This is a genomic window from Streptomyces sp. NPDC051217, assembly GCF_044455465.1.
In the GTDB taxonomy this organism is placed as follows: domain Bacteria; phylum Actinomycetota; class Actinomycetes; order Streptomycetales; family Streptomycetaceae; genus Streptomyces.
The window spans coordinates 18,482-36,953 of sequence record NZ_JBITEV010000008.1; the positions used below are offsets into that span (position 1 = coordinate 18,482).

14 protein-coding genes are annotated in these 18,472 nt (G+C 72.0%); 3 read left to right on the forward strand and 11 right to left on the reverse strand.

Annotated elements, in window-relative coordinates:
• Positions 1–19 precede the first annotated feature (19 nt).
• The 3 genes from ACIBBB_RS19165 to ACIBBB_RS19175 all read right to left on the reverse strand — a co-directional run bounded on the left by ACIBBB_RS19165 (position 20) and on the right by ACIBBB_RS19175 (position 3,040).
• On the reverse strand, positions 20–1,189 hold the full coding sequence (locus tag ACIBBB_RS19165) for an XRE family transcriptional regulator (RefSeq protein WP_398983436.1): 1,170 nt from the start codon (positions 1,187–1,189) through the stop codon (positions 20–22).
• Between the two features lie 367 nt (positions 1,190–1,556).
• Positions 1,557–2,162, reverse strand: a complete 606-nt coding sequence (locus ACIBBB_RS19170; protein ID WP_398983438.1) for a DUF3017 domain-containing protein — start codon at positions 2,160–2,162, stop codon at positions 1,557–1,559.
• Positions 2,163–2,173: 11 nt separating this feature from the next.
• The gene (locus tag ACIBBB_RS19175) at positions 2,174–3,040 is read right to left on the reverse strand and encodes a bifunctional methylenetetrahydrofolate dehydrogenase/methenyltetrahydrofolate cyclohydrolase (RefSeq protein WP_398983440.1); all 867 of its coding nucleotides are present in this window, start codon (positions 3,038–3,040) and stop codon (positions 2,174–2,176) included.
• Positions 3,041–3,330: 290 nt separating this feature from the next.
• Between ACIBBB_RS19175 and ACIBBB_RS19180 the strand changes: the two genes are divergently transcribed.
• Positions 3,331–3,939, forward strand: a complete 609-nt coding sequence (locus ACIBBB_RS19180) for a hypothetical protein (RefSeq protein WP_398983442.1) — start codon at positions 3,331–3,333, stop codon at positions 3,937–3,939.
• 133 nt (positions 3,940–4,072) lie between these two features.
• On the opposite strand, the gene purH is transcribed toward ACIBBB_RS19180, so the two are convergent.
• Both purH and purN read right to left on the reverse strand, forming a co-directional pair.
• Complete coding sequence (gene purH, locus ACIBBB_RS19185) at positions 4,073–5,668, reverse strand: bifunctional phosphoribosylaminoimidazolecarboxamide formyltransferase/IMP cyclohydrolase (RefSeq protein ID WP_398983444.1); 1,596 nt, start codon at positions 5,666–5,668, stop codon at positions 4,073–4,075.
• Positions 5,665–6,270, reverse strand: coding sequence for a phosphoribosylglycinamide formyltransferase (gene purN / locus ACIBBB_RS19190; RefSeq protein WP_398983933.1), 606 nt, complete (start codon positions 6,268–6,270; stop codon positions 5,665–5,667). The genes purH and purN overlap by 4 nt, the downstream gene beginning before the upstream one ends.
• A gap of 361 nt (positions 6,271–6,631) precedes the next feature.
• Here purN and ACIBBB_RS19195 point away from each other — a divergent pair, with 361 nt between their 5' ends.
• Positions 6,632–7,786 carry a hypothetical protein gene (locus ACIBBB_RS19195; RefSeq protein ID WP_398983446.1) on the forward strand — a complete coding sequence of 385 codons (1,155 nt, stop codon included), beginning with the start codon at positions 6,632–6,634 and terminating at the stop codon, positions 7,784–7,786.
• A gap of 88 nt (positions 7,787–7,874) precedes the next feature.
• Here the strand turns inward: ACIBBB_RS19195 and ACIBBB_RS19200 are convergent, their stop codons facing one another.
• On the reverse strand, positions 7,875–9,752 hold the full coding sequence (locus ACIBBB_RS19200) for a DUF6350 family protein (protein ID WP_398983448.1): 1,878 nt from the start codon (positions 9,750–9,752) through the stop codon (positions 7,875–7,877).
• A 116-nt stretch (positions 9,753–9,868) separates the two neighbouring features.
• On the opposite strand from ACIBBB_RS19200, the gene ACIBBB_RS19205 reads away from it, so the two are divergent.
• Positions 9,869–11,194 (forward strand): helix-turn-helix domain-containing protein, encoded by a 1,326-nt coding sequence (locus tag ACIBBB_RS19205; RefSeq protein ID WP_398983450.1) that lies wholly within the window; start codon positions 9,869–9,871, stop codon positions 11,192–11,194.
• A 118-nt stretch (positions 11,195–11,312) separates the two neighbouring features.
• Here the strand turns inward: ACIBBB_RS19205 and sucD are convergent, their stop codons facing one another.
• The 5 genes from sucD to ACIBBB_RS19230 all read right to left on the reverse strand — a co-directional run bounded on the left by sucD (position 11,313) and on the right by ACIBBB_RS19230 (position 18,432).
• On the reverse strand, positions 11,313–12,197 hold the full coding sequence (sucD, locus tag ACIBBB_RS19210) for a succinate--CoA ligase subunit alpha (protein ID WP_398983452.1): 885 nt from the start codon (positions 12,195–12,197) through the stop codon (positions 11,313–11,315).
• Between the two features lie 20 nt (positions 12,198–12,217).
• The gene (gene sucC / locus ACIBBB_RS19215; protein WP_398983454.1) at positions 12,218–13,393 is read right to left on the reverse strand and encodes an ADP-forming succinate--CoA ligase subunit beta; all 1,176 of its coding nucleotides are present in this window, start codon (positions 13,391–13,393) and stop codon (positions 12,218–12,220) included.
• Positions 13,394–13,655: 262 nt separating this feature from the next.
• Positions 13,656–14,855 carry a VWA domain-containing protein gene (locus ACIBBB_RS19220; protein ID WP_398983456.1) on the reverse strand — a complete coding sequence of 400 codons (1,200 nt, stop codon included), beginning with the start codon at positions 14,853–14,855 and terminating at the stop codon, positions 13,656–13,658.
• Positions 14,852–17,287 (reverse strand): DUF5682 family protein, encoded by a 2,436-nt coding sequence (locus ACIBBB_RS19225; RefSeq protein ID WP_398983458.1) that lies wholly within the window; start codon positions 17,285–17,287, stop codon positions 14,852–14,854. The genes ACIBBB_RS19220 and ACIBBB_RS19225 overlap by 4 nt, the downstream gene beginning before the upstream one ends.
• A complete protein-coding gene (locus tag ACIBBB_RS19230; RefSeq protein ID WP_398983460.1) occupies positions 17,284–18,432 on the reverse strand; it encodes an AAA family ATPase in 1,149 nt (382 codons plus the stop codon). The genes ACIBBB_RS19225 and ACIBBB_RS19230 overlap by 4 nt, the downstream gene beginning before the upstream one ends.
• Positions 18,433–18,472 lie beyond the last annotated feature (40 nt).

Below are 18,472 nucleotides of genomic sequence, written 5' to 3' on the forward strand. Positions count from 1 at the left end.
GGGCGGTGGGCGGCGCTTCTCACCCGGCCGCCGTCGTGCAGCCCTCCACCCCCGTCGTCAGCGTCGCGCAGGCCTTCGCCTCGTCCGCGGTCGCCACCGCGACCATCGGGGTGTACGCGTCCTTGTCGGCGTTCACCGTGCCGGTCTGGGGCTTGCCCTCGCCCTGGTCCGCCGCGATCTCCACCGTGTCGCCGGGCGCCGCGTCGGTGATGCGCGCCCACGCCACCCCGCACGTCTCGCTGTAACGGACCTCGACCACCGCCGTACCGACCGTCGCGGTCGTCGCGGTCTCGGCGAACTCGCCGCCGCAGCCCATGAGTTCGGGGTCCTCGCCCGTGCAGTCGTCGCCGGAGCACTTCACACCGACGGGCAGTTCGGACTCGACCACGGTCGGCTTCGGCGACGGTGACCGGGCGACCTTCCCCTTGCCGTCGTCGCCACCGCCGCCCAGATCGGTCAGCAGTACGGCCCCGGCTATCAGCACCAGTGCGCCGACGAGGGCCGCCACGAATATCGTCGTGCGGCGCCGGCCGCGCCCGCCACCGCCCCCGCCGTCCCGGCCGGGGGGCGGCACGGGGGCCGACGGCGGGAAGCCGGGCGGAGGTCCCGTGGGGGCGCCTGCCGGGGGGCGGTTGGCGCCCGGGTACTCGGGGCCGAGCCAGCCCCCGGACCCCGCCCCCGTACCCGCACCGGCGCTCGTACCGGCGCCCGCGCCCATCCCCGTACCCGAGTTGGGTCCCCTGCCCGCACCGGGCGGTGTCGCCGTCCGTCCGCCGGGTCGGCTGATCCCCGCGCTCCCCGCGCTGCCGGGGCCGCCGGGGCCGCCTGGGCCGCCGACCGGGTCGCCGCCGAACTCGCCGAGCGCGTCCCGCGCCTGGGAGATCCGGATCGCTTCCATCGTCATGTCGTGACGCATCTCGGAACGGCTCCACGCCCGCTCCGACAGCTCCCACATCGTCGTCAGGTGCAGCGGATTCGTACCGGTCACCTCGGCGAGCGCCATGATCGCGCCCCTGGGCGGGAGCAGGCGGCCGTTGAGATACCGCTCCCACGACGTCTTGCTGTAGCCGGTGCGGTCAGAAACGGCGGCGATGCTCAGGCCGCTCTTGTCCACGAGCCTGCGCAGCTGCGTCGCGAACTCTCTGACCTGTGGGTCGAGCTCCTCCGGTAGTGCCTTCCAACGAGGCATTACTTCCCCCTTGTCCCCCCGCACGTTCCTGATGTGCTCCGCCGCGCCGCGCCCCCACGCCGGCCGACGATTACCCCAAGGGATGCGCGGATCCGGGATATCAGTTCCAGAAATGGGAGTGCACCGGAGCATTCGGGGCAGTCCCCGCGCCCCCTCGCGCGCCGCCGCCGATTCCGTCCCACAGTCTCGCACCCGTTGCCCGACGAGCACACCATGGCGGAATGGTCACTTCCGTGCCACAGGCATCTGTCTGCTCTTGATCCCGTTTGGCGCGTCCATGACGCTAGCCACATGCCGACGGCGCCCGTCCTGACTCGGGGGAGGGGATGGGCGCCGTCTTGTCGATCTGTGCGGAATGTGTCCGGGCCTACGGGACCGTGGAGTGGACGACATCCTCCAGGAACGGGATCTCCAGCCACGGCTTCGGCTGCGTCATCAGCGACAGCAGCACGATCGCGAGGCCGAGCAGGCCGTACGTCACCATGTCGGTGAAGCGCGACCGTACGGCCAGCATGCCGACCGACGGCATGACCCGCCGCAGCACCGCGCCGGTGATCAACGCCACACCGATCAGGATCGTGCCGTAGCGGAACGACTCCTCGAACGGCGCGATCCCGACGATCAGCAGACCGAGACCGGTCGCCCCCAGCACCGTGAGCAGCGGCCACTGACGGGCGGGCGCGGGAGCGTCACCGGGAGCCGCCCGTCCGCCGCCCTCGGGGCGCGCGGTGTCCTGCGTCACGGTGGGAAAGCGCCGCGAGGCACTGGGGGCCGCCGCCTCGGCGTCCCCGGCTCCGGCCGCCTCCCCGTCCGACTCCTTCTCCCCCACGAACGCGGCCGTGCCCGGCCCGCCGTCCGCACGTACGGGCTCGCTCACCGCGCGACCACCATCGCCGCCGACGCCGACGCCGTCACCGCCTCCGGGCTCGGCGGCCGCAGCCGCGTCGGCACCCGCACTCGTCCCAGCACCCATGGGTGCCCCTTTCACGTTCCGCTTCCGCTTCCGGCGCGCTCCGCCGCCTCGACGACGTTGACCAGCAGCTGCGCGCGCGTCATCGGGCCGACCCCGCCGGGGTTCGGTGAGATCCAGCCTGCCACTCCCGCGACGTCCGGGTGGACGTCCCCCGCGATCTTCCCGTGCTCGTCGCGGCTGACGCCGACGTCGAGCACGGCCGCGCCCGGCTTCACGTCCTCCGCCTTGATGATGTGGCGCACACCGGCGGCCGACACGATGATGTCGGCCTGCCGCAGCTGCGAGGAGAGATCACGGGTGCCGGTGTGGCACTGCGTCACCGTCGCGTTCTCGGACTTACGGGTGAGCAGCAGCGGGATCGAGCGGCCCACGGTGATCCCGCGACCGACGACCACGACATGCGCGCCCTTGATCTCGACTCCGTGCGCGCGCAGCAGCTGGATGATGCCGTACGGGGTGCACGGCAGCGGCCCGGTCTCGTTGAGCACCAGCCGGCCGAGGCTCATCGGGTGCAGCCCGTCGGCGTCCTTCTCCGGGTCCATCAGCTCCAGGACGCGATTGGTGTCGATGCCCTTGGGAAGCGGGAGTTGGACGATGTAGCCGGTGCACTCGGGGTTCGCGTTGAGTTCGCGTACGACTGCCTCGATCTCCTCCTGCGTCGCGGTGTCGGGCAGCTCACGCTGGATCGAGGCGATACCGACCTCGGCACAGTCGCGGTGCTTGCCGTTCACATACCAACGGCTTCCCGGGTCGTCCCCGACGAGCAGGGTCCCGAGTCCGGGGGTGATGCCCTGCGCCTTGAGGGCCGCCACGCGGCCGGTCAGGTCGGACTTGATCGCGGCTGCGGTGGCCTTGCCATCGAGAATTTGGGCGGTCATGGGCCCATCTTCGCGGATGACCCCACCGCTGTTCCAATCCGAGGCCGGCCACGAGGTCCGACGCGAGGTGGGCGCGACGGTCGGCGCCGGTGCGGGACCCAAGATCAACCGAGCGTGTCCAGGTTGCACTTGCACAACGCATACGGATACCGACTGGACAAAAAGTCGGCATCAACCGCACGATGAGCCGCGCAGTGCGCGGTCAGTGTTGGGGGGCAAACCGCTCGGTTGTGTGATGTTCCTCCTTCGGACCCGCGATGTCCCCGCGTCACCAACGGAGGAAACCCGCCATGAGCTTTGGCGACCCGAACAACCCCTACGGACAGCAGGGCCAGGGCCAGCCGCCCCAGGGCCAGCCGGGTTACGGCTACCCGCAGCAGGGCCAGCCCCAGCAGCCCAACTACGGCTACCCGCAGGCGCCCCCGGTCCAGCCCTACGGCGGCCACCCCGGCGGCCCCATGGGCGGCGGCCCGCAGACGATGCCGGGCGGCGTGTCCGCGTCCCGCGTCTTCCTCTGGGTGCTCTCCGGGCTCAGCCTGATCGGCGCCGTGATCTTCCTCCTCGCCGCGATCGCGCTCAACGCGGCGAAGGACAGCGACGAGCTGGCCGACGACTCGCAGTTCCAGAGCCTGGTCGACCAGTCGAGCGGTGTGCTCTGGTTCATGACCTTCATCGCGGTCGTGTGGACCGTCGCGTCGATCATCCTGGCGATCAAGATCAGCTCCGGTGGCAGCGGCCTGCGCACCGCGCTGATCGTCTACGGCGCCCTGACCATAGTCCTGGGCATCTACCCCTTCGGCGGGATCGTGGGCATCGTCCACATCGTTCTCAGCATTCTGCTGATCGTCTTCGTGTCGAAGGCGGACGGCGCGGCGTGGTTCAAGCGCCCCCGTTACTGACCCGCGCCACCGACCCGGATGGGCCGGCGCACGGCGCGTATGCCGGAAGGCCGTAACACCCGTCCTGCCGACGGGGTTTACGGCCTTCCGGCGTCTGTCACCCCATGAGGTGGCAGATCGTGAAGAAGCGAATTCAGTGGAAGAAGTGCCGTGTCCCGGTGAAGTACATCGTCGCGCCCGCCTTCTTCGCCGCCTCGATGGTCAGCTCGTCCCGTACCGAACCACCCGGCTGCACCACGGCCTTGACGCCCGCGTCCAGCAGGATCTCCAGACCGTCGGGGAACGGGAAGAACGCGTCGGAGGCCGCGTACGACCCACGGGCCCGCTCCTCGCCCGCGCGCTCCACGGCGAGCTTCGCCGAGTCCACGCGGTTGACCTGTCCCATGCCGACGCCGACGCTCGCACCGTCCTTGGCGAGCAGGATCGCGTTGGACTTGACCGCGCGGCTCGCCTTCCACGCGAAGGCCAGCTCGCGCAGTTCGGCGTCCGACAGGGCCTCACCGGTGGCGAGCGTCCAGGTCGACGGGTCGTCGCCGTCGGCCTGGAGACGGTCGGTGACCTGGAGCAGCGCGCCGCCGTCGATGGGCTTCACCTCGACGGGGGCCGAGGGCCCGCCCTCGCAGCGCAGCACGCGGATGTTCTTCTTGCGGGCCAGCACCTCGACGGCGCCGTCCTCGTATCCGGGCGCGACGATGACCTCGGTGAAGATCTCGGCGACCTGCTCGGCCATCGCGACGGAGACCGGCCGGTTGACGGCGATCACGCCGCCGAACGCGGACAGCGGGTCGCACGCGTGGGCCTTGCGGTGCGCCTCGGCGACGTCGTCGGCGATCGCGATGCCGCACGGGTTGGCGTGCTTGATGATCGCGACGCACGGCTCGGTGTGGTCGTACGCGGCCCGGCGCGCGGCGTCGGTGTCCGTGTAGTTGTTGTAGCTCATCTCCTTGCCGTGCAGTTGCTCGGCGTCGGCGAGGCCGCCGCCCGAGCCACCGGTGTAGAGCGCGGCGGGCTGGTGCGGGTTCTCGCCGTAGCGCAGGACGTTCTTGCGCTCGTACGTCGCGCCCAGGAAGTCCGGGAGACCCGAGTCGTCCGGGGCGGCGTAGTCGTCCGCGAACCAGGAGGCCACGGCCACGTCGTACGCGGCGGTGTGCTGGAACGCCTCGGCGGCGAGCCGCTTGCGGGTCGGCAGGTCGAACCCGCCGTCCTGTACGGCCGCGAGGACGTCGCCGTACCGCGCGGGGCTGGTGACGATGGCGACCGACGGGTGGTTCTTGGCGGCGGCGCGGACCATGGACGGGCCGCCGATGTCGATCTGCTCGACGCACTCGTCGGGGGTGGCCCCGGACTCCACGGTCTCGCGGAAGGGGTAGAGGTTCGAGACGACCAGCTCGAAGGGCTCGATGCCGAGTTCGGCGAGCTGCTCGCGGTGGGAGGCGAGACGCTGGTCGGCCAGGATGCCGGCGTGGACGCGCGGGTGCAGCGTCTTGACGCGTCCGTCGAGGGTCTCGGGGAAACCGGTCAGCTCCTCGACCTTGGTGACGGGCACTCCGGCGGCGGCGATCCTCGCGGCGGTGGAGCCGGTCGAGACGAGCGTGACGCCGGCCGCGTGCAGTCCACGGGCCAGCTCTTCCAGACCCGTCTTGTCGTAGACGCTGACCAGCGCGCGGCGGACGGGCCGCTTCGTACCCTCGGCGGCCGCTGCTGCTTCGACGGGCTTATCGACGCTCACTGGATTGTTACCTTTCGTCCCTCAATGCGGTAGCCGTGCCGGGCGAGACGCCCCACGACATCGACGAGCAGCCGTCGCTCGACGTCCTTGATGCGCTCATGGAGAGCGACGCCACCGTCCTCGTGATCCTCGTCCCGCACCTCGACCACGCCTTGCGCGATGACCGGGCCGGTGTCGACGCCGTCGTCGACGAAGTGGACGGTGCAACCGGTGACCTTCGCGCCGTACGCGAGCGCGTCACGCACCCCGTGGGCACCGGGAAAACTGGGCAGCAGGGCGGGGTGGGTGTTGATGAACCGGCCGCCGAAGCGTGCGAGGAAACGCTTCCCGACGATCTTCATGAAGCCGGCCGAGACGACGAGATCGGGCTCGTACGCGGCGGTGGCCTCGGTCAGCGCGGCATCCCACTCCTCGCGCGTCTCGTGGTCCTTGACGCGGCAGACGAAGGTCGGCAGCCCGGCCCGCTCGGCACGCTCCAGTCCGGCGATGGAGTCGCGGTCGGCGCCGACGGCGACGATACGGGCGCCGTACCCCCGCGGGTCGGCGGCGACGGCGTCGAGCAGGGCCTGGAGGTTCGTACCGGAGCCGGAGACGAGGACCACGAGCCGGGCCGGGGAGCCGAAGGTGACCGGAGGGCCCGGTTCCGTCGGGGTGACCGGGTCGTCGGGGGCGGGCGGGGACGGCGGGGAGGCCACGGCGGAACGCCTTTCTGGAAGCGAGCACAGCCTCGCGGGTCGTGCGGGTCGTGCGGCTTTGTGTGGTCGTACAAACGAATCGCGTCTCCCGTTTCGGGGAACTCTACGAAGGAGCCGACCGTCAGCAACGATACCGGCACACCGAACGGCCCCCGGGGGACGGGGGCGCGACCGGGAGGTAGCGTCTGGGGACACGGACCTGTCTCCAGACGGGCCATACGACACAAGACCCCTTGCGCCAAGGGTCTGAGGGGAAGACGTTCACCAGATGCCGGACCGACGACACCGCACGGCACTTCATGTCCCGCAGCCCACCGGGCCGGTGCTTCTGATGCGGGAACGCCAGTCCTCGTCCGCCGGGTCCTCGGGGCCGGAGGGCTCTTCGGGGCCGGAGGATCCTTCCGGGAGTTCGGGTTCTTCCGGGTCCTCGGGTTCTTCCGGGAGTTCGGGCAGTTCAGGAAGTTCAGGGAACTCGGGGAGTTCCGGGACGGGCGGGGATTCGGGATCGTCCGGCTCCTCCGGGTCCTCCGGGTCCTCCGGGTCCTCCGGGTCCTCCGGGTCCTCCGGGTCCTCCGGGTCCTCCGGGTCCTCCGGGTCCTCCGGGTCCTCCGACGACAATCCGTTCGCGCCGCCGCCGGAGGACAGGCCCGACCGGCCGTGGCAGCCGCGCCATCCCCAGAACGGCGACGGGACGCCGGACGACCAGTCGGGCGGTGACCGCTCGTCCTGGGGCAGCCAGTGGAGCAGCCGGCAGCCGGGGCGTTCGTCGGGCGGGTTCGGCGGCAGGCCGGGCGGCCAGAGCGGACCGGACGGCGAGCGGAACGGCCCCGGTGGCCGCCAGGACGGTCCCGACGGCCGGCCCGGGGGCAAGGGCGGCCTTCGCTGGGACCCGACCGACCCGTTCCAGCGCCGCGCCCGGTACTCGCTCCTCTCCGGCATGTGGGCCTTCTTCTTCGCCCTCTTCGACTTCCCGGAGATCGCGCTGCTCCTCGGCGCGCTCGCGCTGTACTGGGGCATCAGCTCGCTGCGGGCCAAGGCGCCGCTTCCGCGCCCGTCGGGCGAGGGCCAGGCGGCGGCCCGCCGTTCGGACGTGGGTACGGCCTCGGTCTCCGGCTCGGATTCGCCCCCCGGCTCCGGTACGGCCTCTCCCGCGCCGACCACCACGGCACCACCCGCACCGGGTGCGTCGCCGGGAGCCCCGGCGCAGGGCACGACGGCGCACAAGCCGCAGACGACCGCCGCGGTCAGCGGGATCGTCACGGCGGCCATCGCGCTGCTGGTCGTGGCGGCGACGTTCACCGTGCAGTTGGTCTACCGCGACTACTACACGTGCGTGAACGACGCGCTGACGAAGACGGGCCAACTGGCCTGCAACGACAAGCTTCCCGACTCGCTGGTCCCGGTCTTCGGCGTCCAGAAGTAGCCGAGGGGCGCACAGAACACCTGACGGCGGCCCCGCCCTTCCCGGATTCCGGGAAGGGCGGGGCCGCCGCTCGTCCGAGTGGTGTGGATCAGTCGGTGGCCTTCGGTTCCGGCTCGGCCTTGGATTCGGGCTCGGGCGTGGATTCGGGCCCCGGCTCGGGCTCGGGCTCGGGCGTGGATTCAGGCCCCGGCTCGGGCTCGGATTCAGCCTCGGGCTCGGACGCGGTCGGCGGGGACTCGGTCATCAGACCGCCGGACGCGGGCTTGACCGCCGGCCGGCGTGCCTCCTGGGTATCCGGGTCGTGCCAGGCGCCCATCGGCAGGAAGTCGTACGTATCGTCCACCGGTTCGGCCCCGTCCAGCGTTGGCGGACCGTCCTCCCGTCCGCCGGCGGCCGTACCGTCCCCGTTCTCGGACTCCACCGGCCCGTCGTCCGCACCCTTCTCCGCGGCCTCTCCGCGCCGCCACGGCCGTCGCCACCAGGAGCCCTTCGACGAGGCGGCGTCGTCCGGCGTGTCCGGCGGGACTCCCACCGGCACCGTGCTCTCCTCCACCGTCCCGGTCTCGCTCACCACGTCCGCCTCTCCCTCGTCGTCCGCCTCGTCCAGCTCATCCGGCTCGTCCAGTTCGTCGGCCTTCTCCGTTTCGCGCCGCTCGCGCAGCCGCCAGGCCCGTACCAACAGCGCCGCCGGTACGCCGATCCCCACCGTCCAGACCAGCGCCGCAGCCCCGGTCAGCCACCACACCGGCCCGAACTCCACCAGCCGCCCCGTCCCCATCGGCCCGCCCGCGATCGCGGCCAGAGCCGCCATCAGCACCCCGCACCCGACCCCGGCGAGCGCCGCCACGACCGCGGTGTCCCGTGCGCTCCACGCCTCGTCCCGCTCGGCGTAGGGCGGGGCGGCGACCCGTACGGTGAACCAGGCGACCGTCAGCCCGGCCGCCACGGGCACGGCGCCCGCCGCCCAGGTCACGGCCATGCCGGGCCCCTCGGCGGGCACCGCGGCCAGCAGCGGGAAGGGCGGCAGCGCGGGGCTTCCCGTGACGGCGAGAGGGGTGACCGTCGCCTTCGTACCGAGCACGAAACCGGGACCGAGGCCGTACGACGCGCCCCAGACCGCCGCGTTCGGGAGCAGCGCGACGGCCAGCATCAGGACGGCGATCCGCCCGGACCAGCCCGCCGCCAGATGCAGGAACGATTCCTGTGCGGCGCCCGCGTGCCAGGTCAACGAGCAGGCGACCAGGAGAAACCCGCCGACCAGCAGGGCCGCCGCCCCGGCGGTCGCCGACCGCATCACGACGACGGCCCGGCGGCGCCTTCCGGCGGCCCCCGCGGCGGTGACCTCCGTGTCGCGCACGTCTGGGCCCGCGCCGCCCCCTTTCAGTCCGGGCAGCCGGTCGAGCAGCCGGGTGAGCGGCCGCCCGCTCCCCGCCCACACTCCGGCGGCGGACGACAGCACGGGCACGAGGGGCAGCCTGAGAGCCGTGGCGAGCGAGTCCGTGGAGAGCGGTCCGCCCCGCGCGTAGATCACGACGGCGGCGCCGACCAGCAGATATCCGCCCGCGACCGTGCACAGCGCGCCGAGCGCCGTGAGCTGCGGCCGGCCCTCTTCCGGTTCCAGCGCGTCGCGCGAGGACCGGTAGACGAGCCACACCGGCAGCGCCACGACCAGCAGGGGTACGAGTCCGATGGGGGCGGGCACCCCTGACAGCGTGTCGGGCCGTACGAGCTCCGCACCGTGGGCCAGCAGCCAGAGCGCCGCCGCGATGTGCAGGGCTCCCCCGGCGCCGCTGTCGGGGTACGGCGAGCTGATCCACGCGGCGATGACCAGCACGGCGAGGCCGCCGAGGCCGAGGCCCGCGGCGAGCCCTCCCCGGAGGAACGCGGCGGTCAGCGCCGCGGCCCGGCCCCGCTCGGTGGCCGAGGCCGAGGACAACGTGGTGCTGCGCTCGCTCACTTGAGTCACGCCGCCATGCTGCCAACGACACGCGCTTAAACCGCGTAACAGGCGGATAGCCGCTGTGTCGCCCAATATACGTTTATGTACTTTTTCGGCCGGTGCGGTGCCGCGGGGAGTTCTTCATGACCGAGAGCACCACTCGTACCTCCTCGGTGCCCCCGCTTCCCTCCCCCAAGGAGCGGCGCAGGCTGCGCGAGGCGAATGCCATGACCGAGAAGCAGATGGCGGTCGCGCTGGGAGTCACCCGGACGACGATCAGATCCTGGGAGACCGGGCGTACGACTCCGCAGGGGCGTAAGCGTGAGGCGTACGCGCGGCTGCTCGCGGCGTACGCGGCGGAACTCGACGCGAAGAAGCCCGCGAGGCGGAAGCGGCGGTCGAAGGACGCGGCGAACGCCGCGGGCGAGCAGCAGCCGGTGCCGCAGCCGGAACCGGTAGCGGCGGCCGAGTCGGCGCGGGAGACCCCGCCGACCGGCAGCGCCTCGCCCCGGACGGCTCCCGTCGCCGAGCCCGCCCCCTCCTTCAAGAAGCCGCTCAACAGCCGGCCGGTCCGTACGGTCACGGCCGACGGCCGGTCCCGGCAGAACGCCCAGCGCCGTAAGGAGAAGGCCGAGGCCCTGGCGGGAGCGGCGGCCGCCGAGGCCGCGAAACTTAACCCCGCCCAGGCGTTCGACGAGCTGTACGCGCACTCCTCCCCCGCCCTCGTACGCCAGACGTATCTGCTCACCGGGCGCCGCACCCTCGCGCAGGAGTCCGTCGAGCGCGCCTTCCAGCTGGCCTGGCACCGTTGGCCCGAGGTCGCCGTCGACCGCGATCCCGCCGGCTGGGTACGGGCCGCGGCGTACGACTACGCGACCTCGCCCTGGCACCGGTTCCGCCGAGGCCACCGGCACCCGGACCCGGCGAACGGCGAACGCGACGGCCGCCCACTGCGCCGGGCGCTGCTCGACCTGCCGCCGGTGTACCGGCGCACGCTCCTGCTCTACGACGGCCTGGGGCTCGGCCTGTCCGACACGGCCGCCGAGACCGAGGCCACCACCGGGGCCGCCGCGAACCGGGTGCTGCACGCGCGCGAGGCGGTCGCCGGGCAACTGCCCGACCTTGAGGACTCGGAGGTCCTGTACGAGCAGCTGAGCGAGCTGGCCGAGACCGTGTCGGCTCCCGCCGTCGCGACCGCGTCCGCCGTGCGGATCGGCAGCGAGCGCCGCGCCAAGTTCTGGACGCGGGCCGCGATCGCCGTCACCGTCCTGATCATCGGGGCGACGGCCTTCACCGTCATCACGGCGCCGACACGGTACGAACCGACGCCCGCGCCGGGTCAGCGGGTCGGCGGTGTCCCGGCGCCGCACGGGCCGCAGAAGCTCAGCAAGCAGGACCTGAAGCTGCGTGCCGAGCTCCGCGCCGTACCCCTGAACGGGCCGGGGCGGCTGGTGCCCAGCATCCCCTGACGCCGCGCGCGGCACCGAGAGAGAACGCGCGTGGGCCCGCACCACCTGAAAGGTGCGGGCCCACGCGCGTTGTTCAGCAGGACAACCGCTGTACTCCGTAAGACCGTACAGCCAACAATCAGCCCGCGAGAATGGCTCGGGCGAGACCGGCGGTCTCGGTCGGCGTCTTGCCGACCTTGACGCCCGCGGCCTCAAGGGCTTCCTTCTTGGCGGCGGCGGTGCCCGACGAGCCGGAGACGATGGCGCCGGCGTGGCCCATCGTCTTGCCCTCGGGCGCCGTGAAGCCCGCGACGTAGCCGACGACCGGCTTGGTCACGTGCTGGGAGATGAAGTCGGCCGCGCGCTCCTCGGCGTCGCCGCCGATCTCGCCGATCATCACGATGAGGTCGGTCTCGGGGTCGGCCTCGAACGCCTTGAGGGCGTCGATGTGCGTCGTACCGATGACCGGGTCGCCGCCGATGCCGATGGCGGACGAGAAGCCGATGTCACGCAGCTCGTACATCATCTGATAGGTGAGCGTGCCCGACTTGGACACGAGACCGATCCGGCCGGGCTTGGTGATGTCGCCCGGGATGATGCCGGCGTTGGACTGACCGGGCGTGATGAGACCGGGGCAGTTCGGGCCGATGATCCGGGTCTTGTTGCCCTTGCTCGACGCGTACGCCCAGAAGGCGGCGGAGTCGTGCACCGCGATGCCCTCGGTGATGACGACGGCGAGACCGATCTCGGCGTCGATGGCCTCGACGACGGCGGCCTTGGCGTGGGCCGGGGGCACGAAGAGGACGGAGACGTCGGCGCCGGTCTTCTCGATCGCCTCCTTGACGGAGCCGAAGACCGGGACATCGGTGCCGTCGAAGTCGACGGACGTACCGGCCTTGCGCGGGTTGACTCCGCCGACGATGTTGGTGCCGTCAGCGAGCATGAGCTTGGTGTGCTTCATGCCGGTGGCACCGGTCATCCCCTGGACGATGACCTTGCTTTCCTTGGTCAGGAAAATAGCCATGGTGTTGGTGACCTTTACCTTTACTTCGCAGCCGCGAGCTCGGCGGCCTTGTCGGCCGCGCCGTCCATGGTGTCCACGCGCTGTACGAGCGGGTGGTTGGCGTCCGACAGGATCTTGCGACCCAGCTCCGCGTTGTTGCCGTCGAGGCGCACGACCAGGGGCTTGCTGACGGTCTCGCCCTTGGACTTGAGGAGCTCCAGCGCCTGCACGATGCCGTTGGCCACCTCGTCGCACGCGGTGATGCCGCCGAAGACGTTGACGAAGACGGACTTGACGTCCGGGTCGCCGAGGATGATCTCCAGGCCGTTCGCCATGACCTCGGCCGACGCGCCGCCGCCGATGTCGAGGAAGTTGGCGGGCTTCACGCCACCGTGGGCCTCGCCCGCGTACGCGACTACGTCGAGGGTGCTCATGACGAGCCCGGCGCCGTTGCCGATGATGCCCACCTCGCCGTCGAGCTTGACGTAGTTGAGGTTCTTGGCCTTGGCGGCGGCTTCGAGGGGGTTGGCCGCGGCCTTGTCCTCAAGAGCCTCATGGTCGGGCTGGCGGAAGTCGGCGTTCTCGTCGAGCGAGACCTTGCCGTCCAGCGCGATGATCTTGCCGTCACCGGACTTGATCAGCGGGTTGACCTCGACGAGGAGGGCGTCTTCCTTGATGAAGACGGTCCACAGCTGCTGGAGGACGTCGGCGACCTGACCGGCGATGTCGGCCGGGAACCTGGCGGCGGCGACGATCTCGGCGGCCTTCTCGGGGGTGCAGCCCTCGTTGGCGTCGACCGGGGTCTTGGCGAGCGCCTCGGGGTTCTCCTCGGCGACGACCTCGATCTCCACGCCGCCCTCGACGGAGGCCATGGCCAGGAAGGTGCGGTTGGTGCGGTCGAGGAGGAAGGAGACGTAGTACTCCTCCGCGATGTCGGCCGTCTGGGCCAGCATCACCTTGTGGACCGTGTGGCCCTTGATGTCCATGCCCAGAATGGCGTCGGCCTTGGCAACCGCGTCGGCCGGGTCGGAGGCCAGCTTCACGCCGCCGGCCTTGCCCCGGCCGCCGACCTTGACCTGCGCCTTGACGACAGCCTTGCCGCCGAGACGCTCGGTCACCTCGCGGGCCGCCTCAGGCGTTTCGATGACTTCACCGGCCAGCACCGGTACACCGTGCTTGGCGAAGAGGTCCCTCGCCTGGTACTCGAACAGGTCCACGCGCGTCCGTCCCTTGTCTGTCTTCTAAAATTCGCAGTATCGCGGTTCGTCATCTGCGTGGGCGTGCCGCGATGGGCAACGTGACTGCACTTGTCACAAGGAAGGCGCAGACTTCAGTTCCGGAGCGCGGCATGTCCGTCTCGCAGGTTATCCCCGTGGGCCGTGGACCCCTAAATCACAGATCACCCCTGAGCGGTGATACCTGTCACAGCCACCGGGTCCACGGGATCCGGGCCGGCCCCGGCCCGCTCGCCGGTCCGCCTTAGGGGTGGCTCGCCGTGTCCGGTATCGGCAGGGGGCGCTTCTCGATCGCCGCCGCCATCACCTCCGGGAACAGATCCGGGGTGCAGGCGAACGCCGGGGCGCCGAGGGCGGCGAGGGCCGCCGCGTGGTCGCGGTCGTAGGCGGGCGCGCCCTCGTCGGACAGTGCGAGGAGCGCCACGAACCGCACGCCCGACGCCTTCATCACGGCGACGCGCTTCAGCATCTCGTCGCGGATTCCGCCCTCGTAGAGATCACTGATCAGGACGACGACGGTGTCCGCGGGCCGGGTGATCCGCGACTGGCAGTAGGCGAGGGCGCGATTGATGTCCGTGCCGCCGCCGAGTTGTGTGCCGAACAGGACGTCGACCGGGTCGTCCAACTGGTCGGTGAGGTCGACGACCGCGGTGTCGAAGACGACGAGCCGGGTGGAGACGGAGCGCATCGAGGCGAGGACGGCGCCGAAGACGGAGGCGTAGACGACGGACGCCGCCATCGACCCGGACTGGTCGATGCAGAGGACGACCTCCTTCTTCACGGACTGCGAGGCTCGGCCGTAACCGATGAGGCGTTCGGGGACGACCGTCCCGTACTCCGGCAGGTAGTTCTTGAGGTTCGCGCGGATCGTGCGGTCCCAGTCGATGTCCCGGTGGCGCGGCCGGCTGACCCGCGCGGAGCGGTCGAGTGCGCCGGTGAGCGTGGCCCGGGTGCGGGTGGCGAGCCGCTTCTCGATGTCGGCGACGACTTTCCTTACGACGGCGCGCGCCGTCTCCTTGGTCGTCTCGGGCATGGCCTTGTTGAGCGACAGGAGCGTGCCCACGAGATGGACGTCCGCCTCGACGGCCTCCAGCATCTCCGGTTCGAGCAGGAGCGCGGAGAGTCCGAGCCGCTGGATCGCGTCGCGCTGCATGACCTGGACGACGGAGGCGGGGAAGTACGTCCGGATGTCGCCGAGCCAGCGGGCGACCGAGGGGGCGGAGGCGCCGAGCCCCGCGGAGCGGTTGGTGCCGCTCCTCCTGGACGTGCCGCTGTCTCCTCCTCCGTACAGGGCGGTCAACGCGCCGTCCATCGCGGCGTCCTGGCCGGTGAGCGTGCGGCCGGTGCCGTCGGCGGAGTCACCGCCGAGCACCAGCCGCCAGCGCCTCAGCCGCTCGTCGGCCCCAGCGCCCGTCACGTCGTCGGTCCGACCGGCCGTGGTCATCGGGCCACCCCCGCGAGGTCGTTGTCGTTGTCGTTGTCGTCGGCGCGCCCAACCGGCGCGGGGCCGCCGATGAGCAGGCGAAGCACCGGGAGAACCGCGTCCGCGCGGGTCTCGTCGATGCCGGTTCCGAAGCCGGGGATCCCCGCCTCGGAACGGTCGGGCCGCGCGCCGCCCGCCGGTCCGCGCCGGACCAACTCGCCCAGGGTGCGGCGCACTCCGGGCTCGTACGCGGAGAACGTACGGCGCAGAAGGGGCAGCACGTCCGTGAACGAGCCGGCGGGCACCCCGGTCAGCCAGGTGTCCACCAGGGCGAGCAGCCGTTCGTCGTGGACCAGGAGCATTCCGCCGCCGGAGGCTCCTCCGACGAAGCCCTCGATCCAGGCGGCCGCGTCGGCCGGCGGGGTGCCGGGCGACAGGGCGAGGCCCATGAGGCGCGCGGCCTCGTCCTCCGGGAGGCGCCCGTCGTCCAGGAGCAGCCGGGCGGACCGGCCCCGGATGACACCGGGCACCGTGTCCCGCGCGGCCAGTTTCCGCAGCACCGCGCCCCAGCGCCCGGCCAGGTCCCCGGCGGGGCGGTCGGGGGCGTCCGGGGTGTCGGGCAGGAGGCCGATCGCGGTGTGGACGCTGTCGAGGTGGCCCCTCATCTCGGCGGCGCCGTCCGCGTCCAGCGCGGCGCAGGCGGGCGGCAGTCCCACGCAGATCCGCTCCGCGAGCCCGGCGGCGACCTCGCCGAGCGCCGCGGTGTCGGTGGACCGTACGTCTCCGTAGCGCAGCGAGCGGGCGAGTGCGGGCAGGGCCTGAGCGAGATGGCCGACGTCCGCGTCCAGGGCGGCGCGGTCCGCCAGGGCCTTCATCACCACGGGCAGGGCGTCGGTCAGTTCGGCCAGGAGGCACTGCTCGGCCAGGGCCGTGACGTCGGAGAGCGCGGTCGCCGACACCGCGCGGGACTCGGCCTTGGCGGTCGCGGCCGAGAGGACCGTGGTGCCCCAGACCCCGGCCTCGGCGACCCGTACGTACAGCTCGGGCTCCCAGCGCAGCCGCCAGCTCTCGCGGAACGTGCCCGTGCTGCCGCGGCCCGCCGACGGTTCGCCCCAGCCGATGCCGAGCAGCCTCAGCCGGTGCAGCATCCTGCTCCGTCCCGCGTCGGTCTCCTTACGGAGGTCGAGGTCCAGCTCACGCTCCAGCGCTTCCGGCTTCAGCCGCAGCGAGCGCTGCGACCGCGTCAGGTCGCGCTGGAGCGGCACGGCGGGCGCGGAGTCGGGGACCTCGCCCAGGACGTCGCCGACGATGAGCCGGTCCCTGATGAGTGCGAGCGGCACGTCCGACCCGTCGCACATGACGGCACGGATCGCGTCGGTCGTCTCGGTCAGCCCGGCGAGCGGCCTGCCGCGCATGGCGGCCAGGGTCTCGGCGAGCCGGACAGCCTCGATGACATGGGCGGAGGAGATGGGCTGGTCCTCCTCGCGCAGCAGACCGGCGACCTTGGTCATCCAGCGCTCCACGGGCCGGTCGGGGGCGCCGAAGAGGTGTCCGTACCAGCCGGGGGAGTCGATGCCCGCGCCGTATCCGCTGTGTCTGGCCAGCCGGTGGTGCGTCCACGGCACCCAGGTCATCTCGGACTTGACCTTGGGCAGTCCCTTGAGGAGCGCGCGGTCGGCGGTGGCCGTGGTCCGCGTGCCGAGCGCGGGCACATGCCAGGCACCGCAGACGACGGCGACCCGGTCGTCGCCGAACTCCTTGCGCGTGGACCGGAGTTGGAGCCGCATGTACGCCTCGCGGACCAGGTCACGGCGGTGGCCGCCGTCCCCGTACTCCTCGCGCAGGGCGCCCATCGCCTCGCCGAGGGCGGCGAACGGCGCGAACGGGTCGTCGTCGGCGCCGCGGTGCTCCACGACGTCTTCCCACCACCGCTCGGCGTCGTCGTAGCCGGCGGCTTCGGCGAGAACGGCGAGCGGGTCGATCCGCAGCGCTTCGGCGCGGGCGTCCGGATCGAGATCGGTGCCGGCCCCTCCGCCGTCCGGGCCGGTCCCGCCGTCCGGCGTCTCGTCCCCTTCCCCGTCCCCTTCCGTGTAAGCCAGGGAGTGCGTCGCGGGAAGGTCGATGAAGCGGACCGGGACGTCGTGGGCGAGCGCCCAGCGGATCGCGACCCACTCCGGGGAGAACTCGGCCAGCGGCCAGAAGGCCGCGCGCCCCGGATCGTCCACGGCGTGGGCGAGCAGCGCGACAGGCGGGCGCATCCGGGGATCGCCCGCGAGGGACACCAACGCGTCGCCCTCGGGCGGGCCTTCGATCAGGACGGCCAGCGGCGACGCGGCGTCGAGAGCCGCCTGAACGGCGCGGGCGGAACCGGGCCCGTGATGCCGGACGCCGAGAAACAACGGCCCGCTCCCGGCCGGCCACGCCGGTGCGGCGTTCTCGGCGGGGCTCGTCATGCGCCGACCTCTCGGCAGGCGCGGTAGAAGTCCTTCCAACCGTCCCGCTCGCGCACGACCGTTTCCACATACTCCTGCCAGATCACCCGGTCGGCCGCCGGGTCGCGGACGACGGCGCCGAGGATGCCGGACGCGACGTCGCCGGGGCGCAGCACACCGTCGCCGAAGTGTGCCGCGAGCGCGAGGCCGTTGGTGACGACGGAGATCGCCTCGGCCGTGGAGAGCGTCCCGGACGGCGACTTGATCTTCGTACGGCCGTCGGCCGTGACGCCGTCGCGCAACTCGCGGAAGACTGTGACGACCCGGCGGATCTCGGCGATGCCTTCGAGACCGCCGGGCAGATCGAGCGAGCGCCCGATCTGGTCGACGCGCCGCGAGACGATGTCGACCTCCGCCTCGGCCGTGGCAGGCAACGGCAGGACGACGGTGTTGAATCGGCGGCGCAGCGCGCTCGACAGGTCGTTGATCCCTCGGTCGCGGTCGTTGGCGGTGGCGATCACGTTGAAGCCGCGGACGGCCTGGATCTCCTGTCCCAACTCCGGGACCGGCAGGGTCTTCTCGGACAGGATCGTGATGAGCGAGTCCTGCACGTCGGCCGGGATACGGGTGAGCTCCTCGACCCGCGCGGTCATGCCCTCGGCCATGGCCCGCATGACGGGGCTGGACACGAGAGCGTCCCGGCTGGGGCCGTGGGCGAGCAGCCGCGCGTAGTTCCACCCGTATCGGATGGCCTCCTCGGGTGTACCCGCCGTCCCCTGCACCAGCAGCGTCGAGTCACCGCTGACGGCGGCGGCCAGATGCTCGGACACCCAGGTCTTCGCGGTGCCGGGAACGCCGAGGAGCAGCAGCGCGCGGTCGGTGGCGAGGGTGGTGACGGCGACCTCGATGATCCTGCGCGGGCCCACGTATTTCGGCGTGATGACCGTGCCGTCCGGGAGCGTGCCGCCGAGGAGATAGGTCGCGACCGCCCAGGGCGACAGCCGCCACCTTGGCGGGCGGGGGCGGTCGTCGGCGGCGGCGAGCGCCGCCAGTTCATCGGCGAAGGCGTCCTCGGCGTGCGGTCGCAGGACCTCGGCGGCGGCCGTCCCGCCGACGGTCCCGCCGACCGTCTCCGCGGTCGTCACACTCGTTTCGGACATGGTCATGGCTCCCCCTCCAGATCGTTCGACCGGGTGTGGTGCCCAC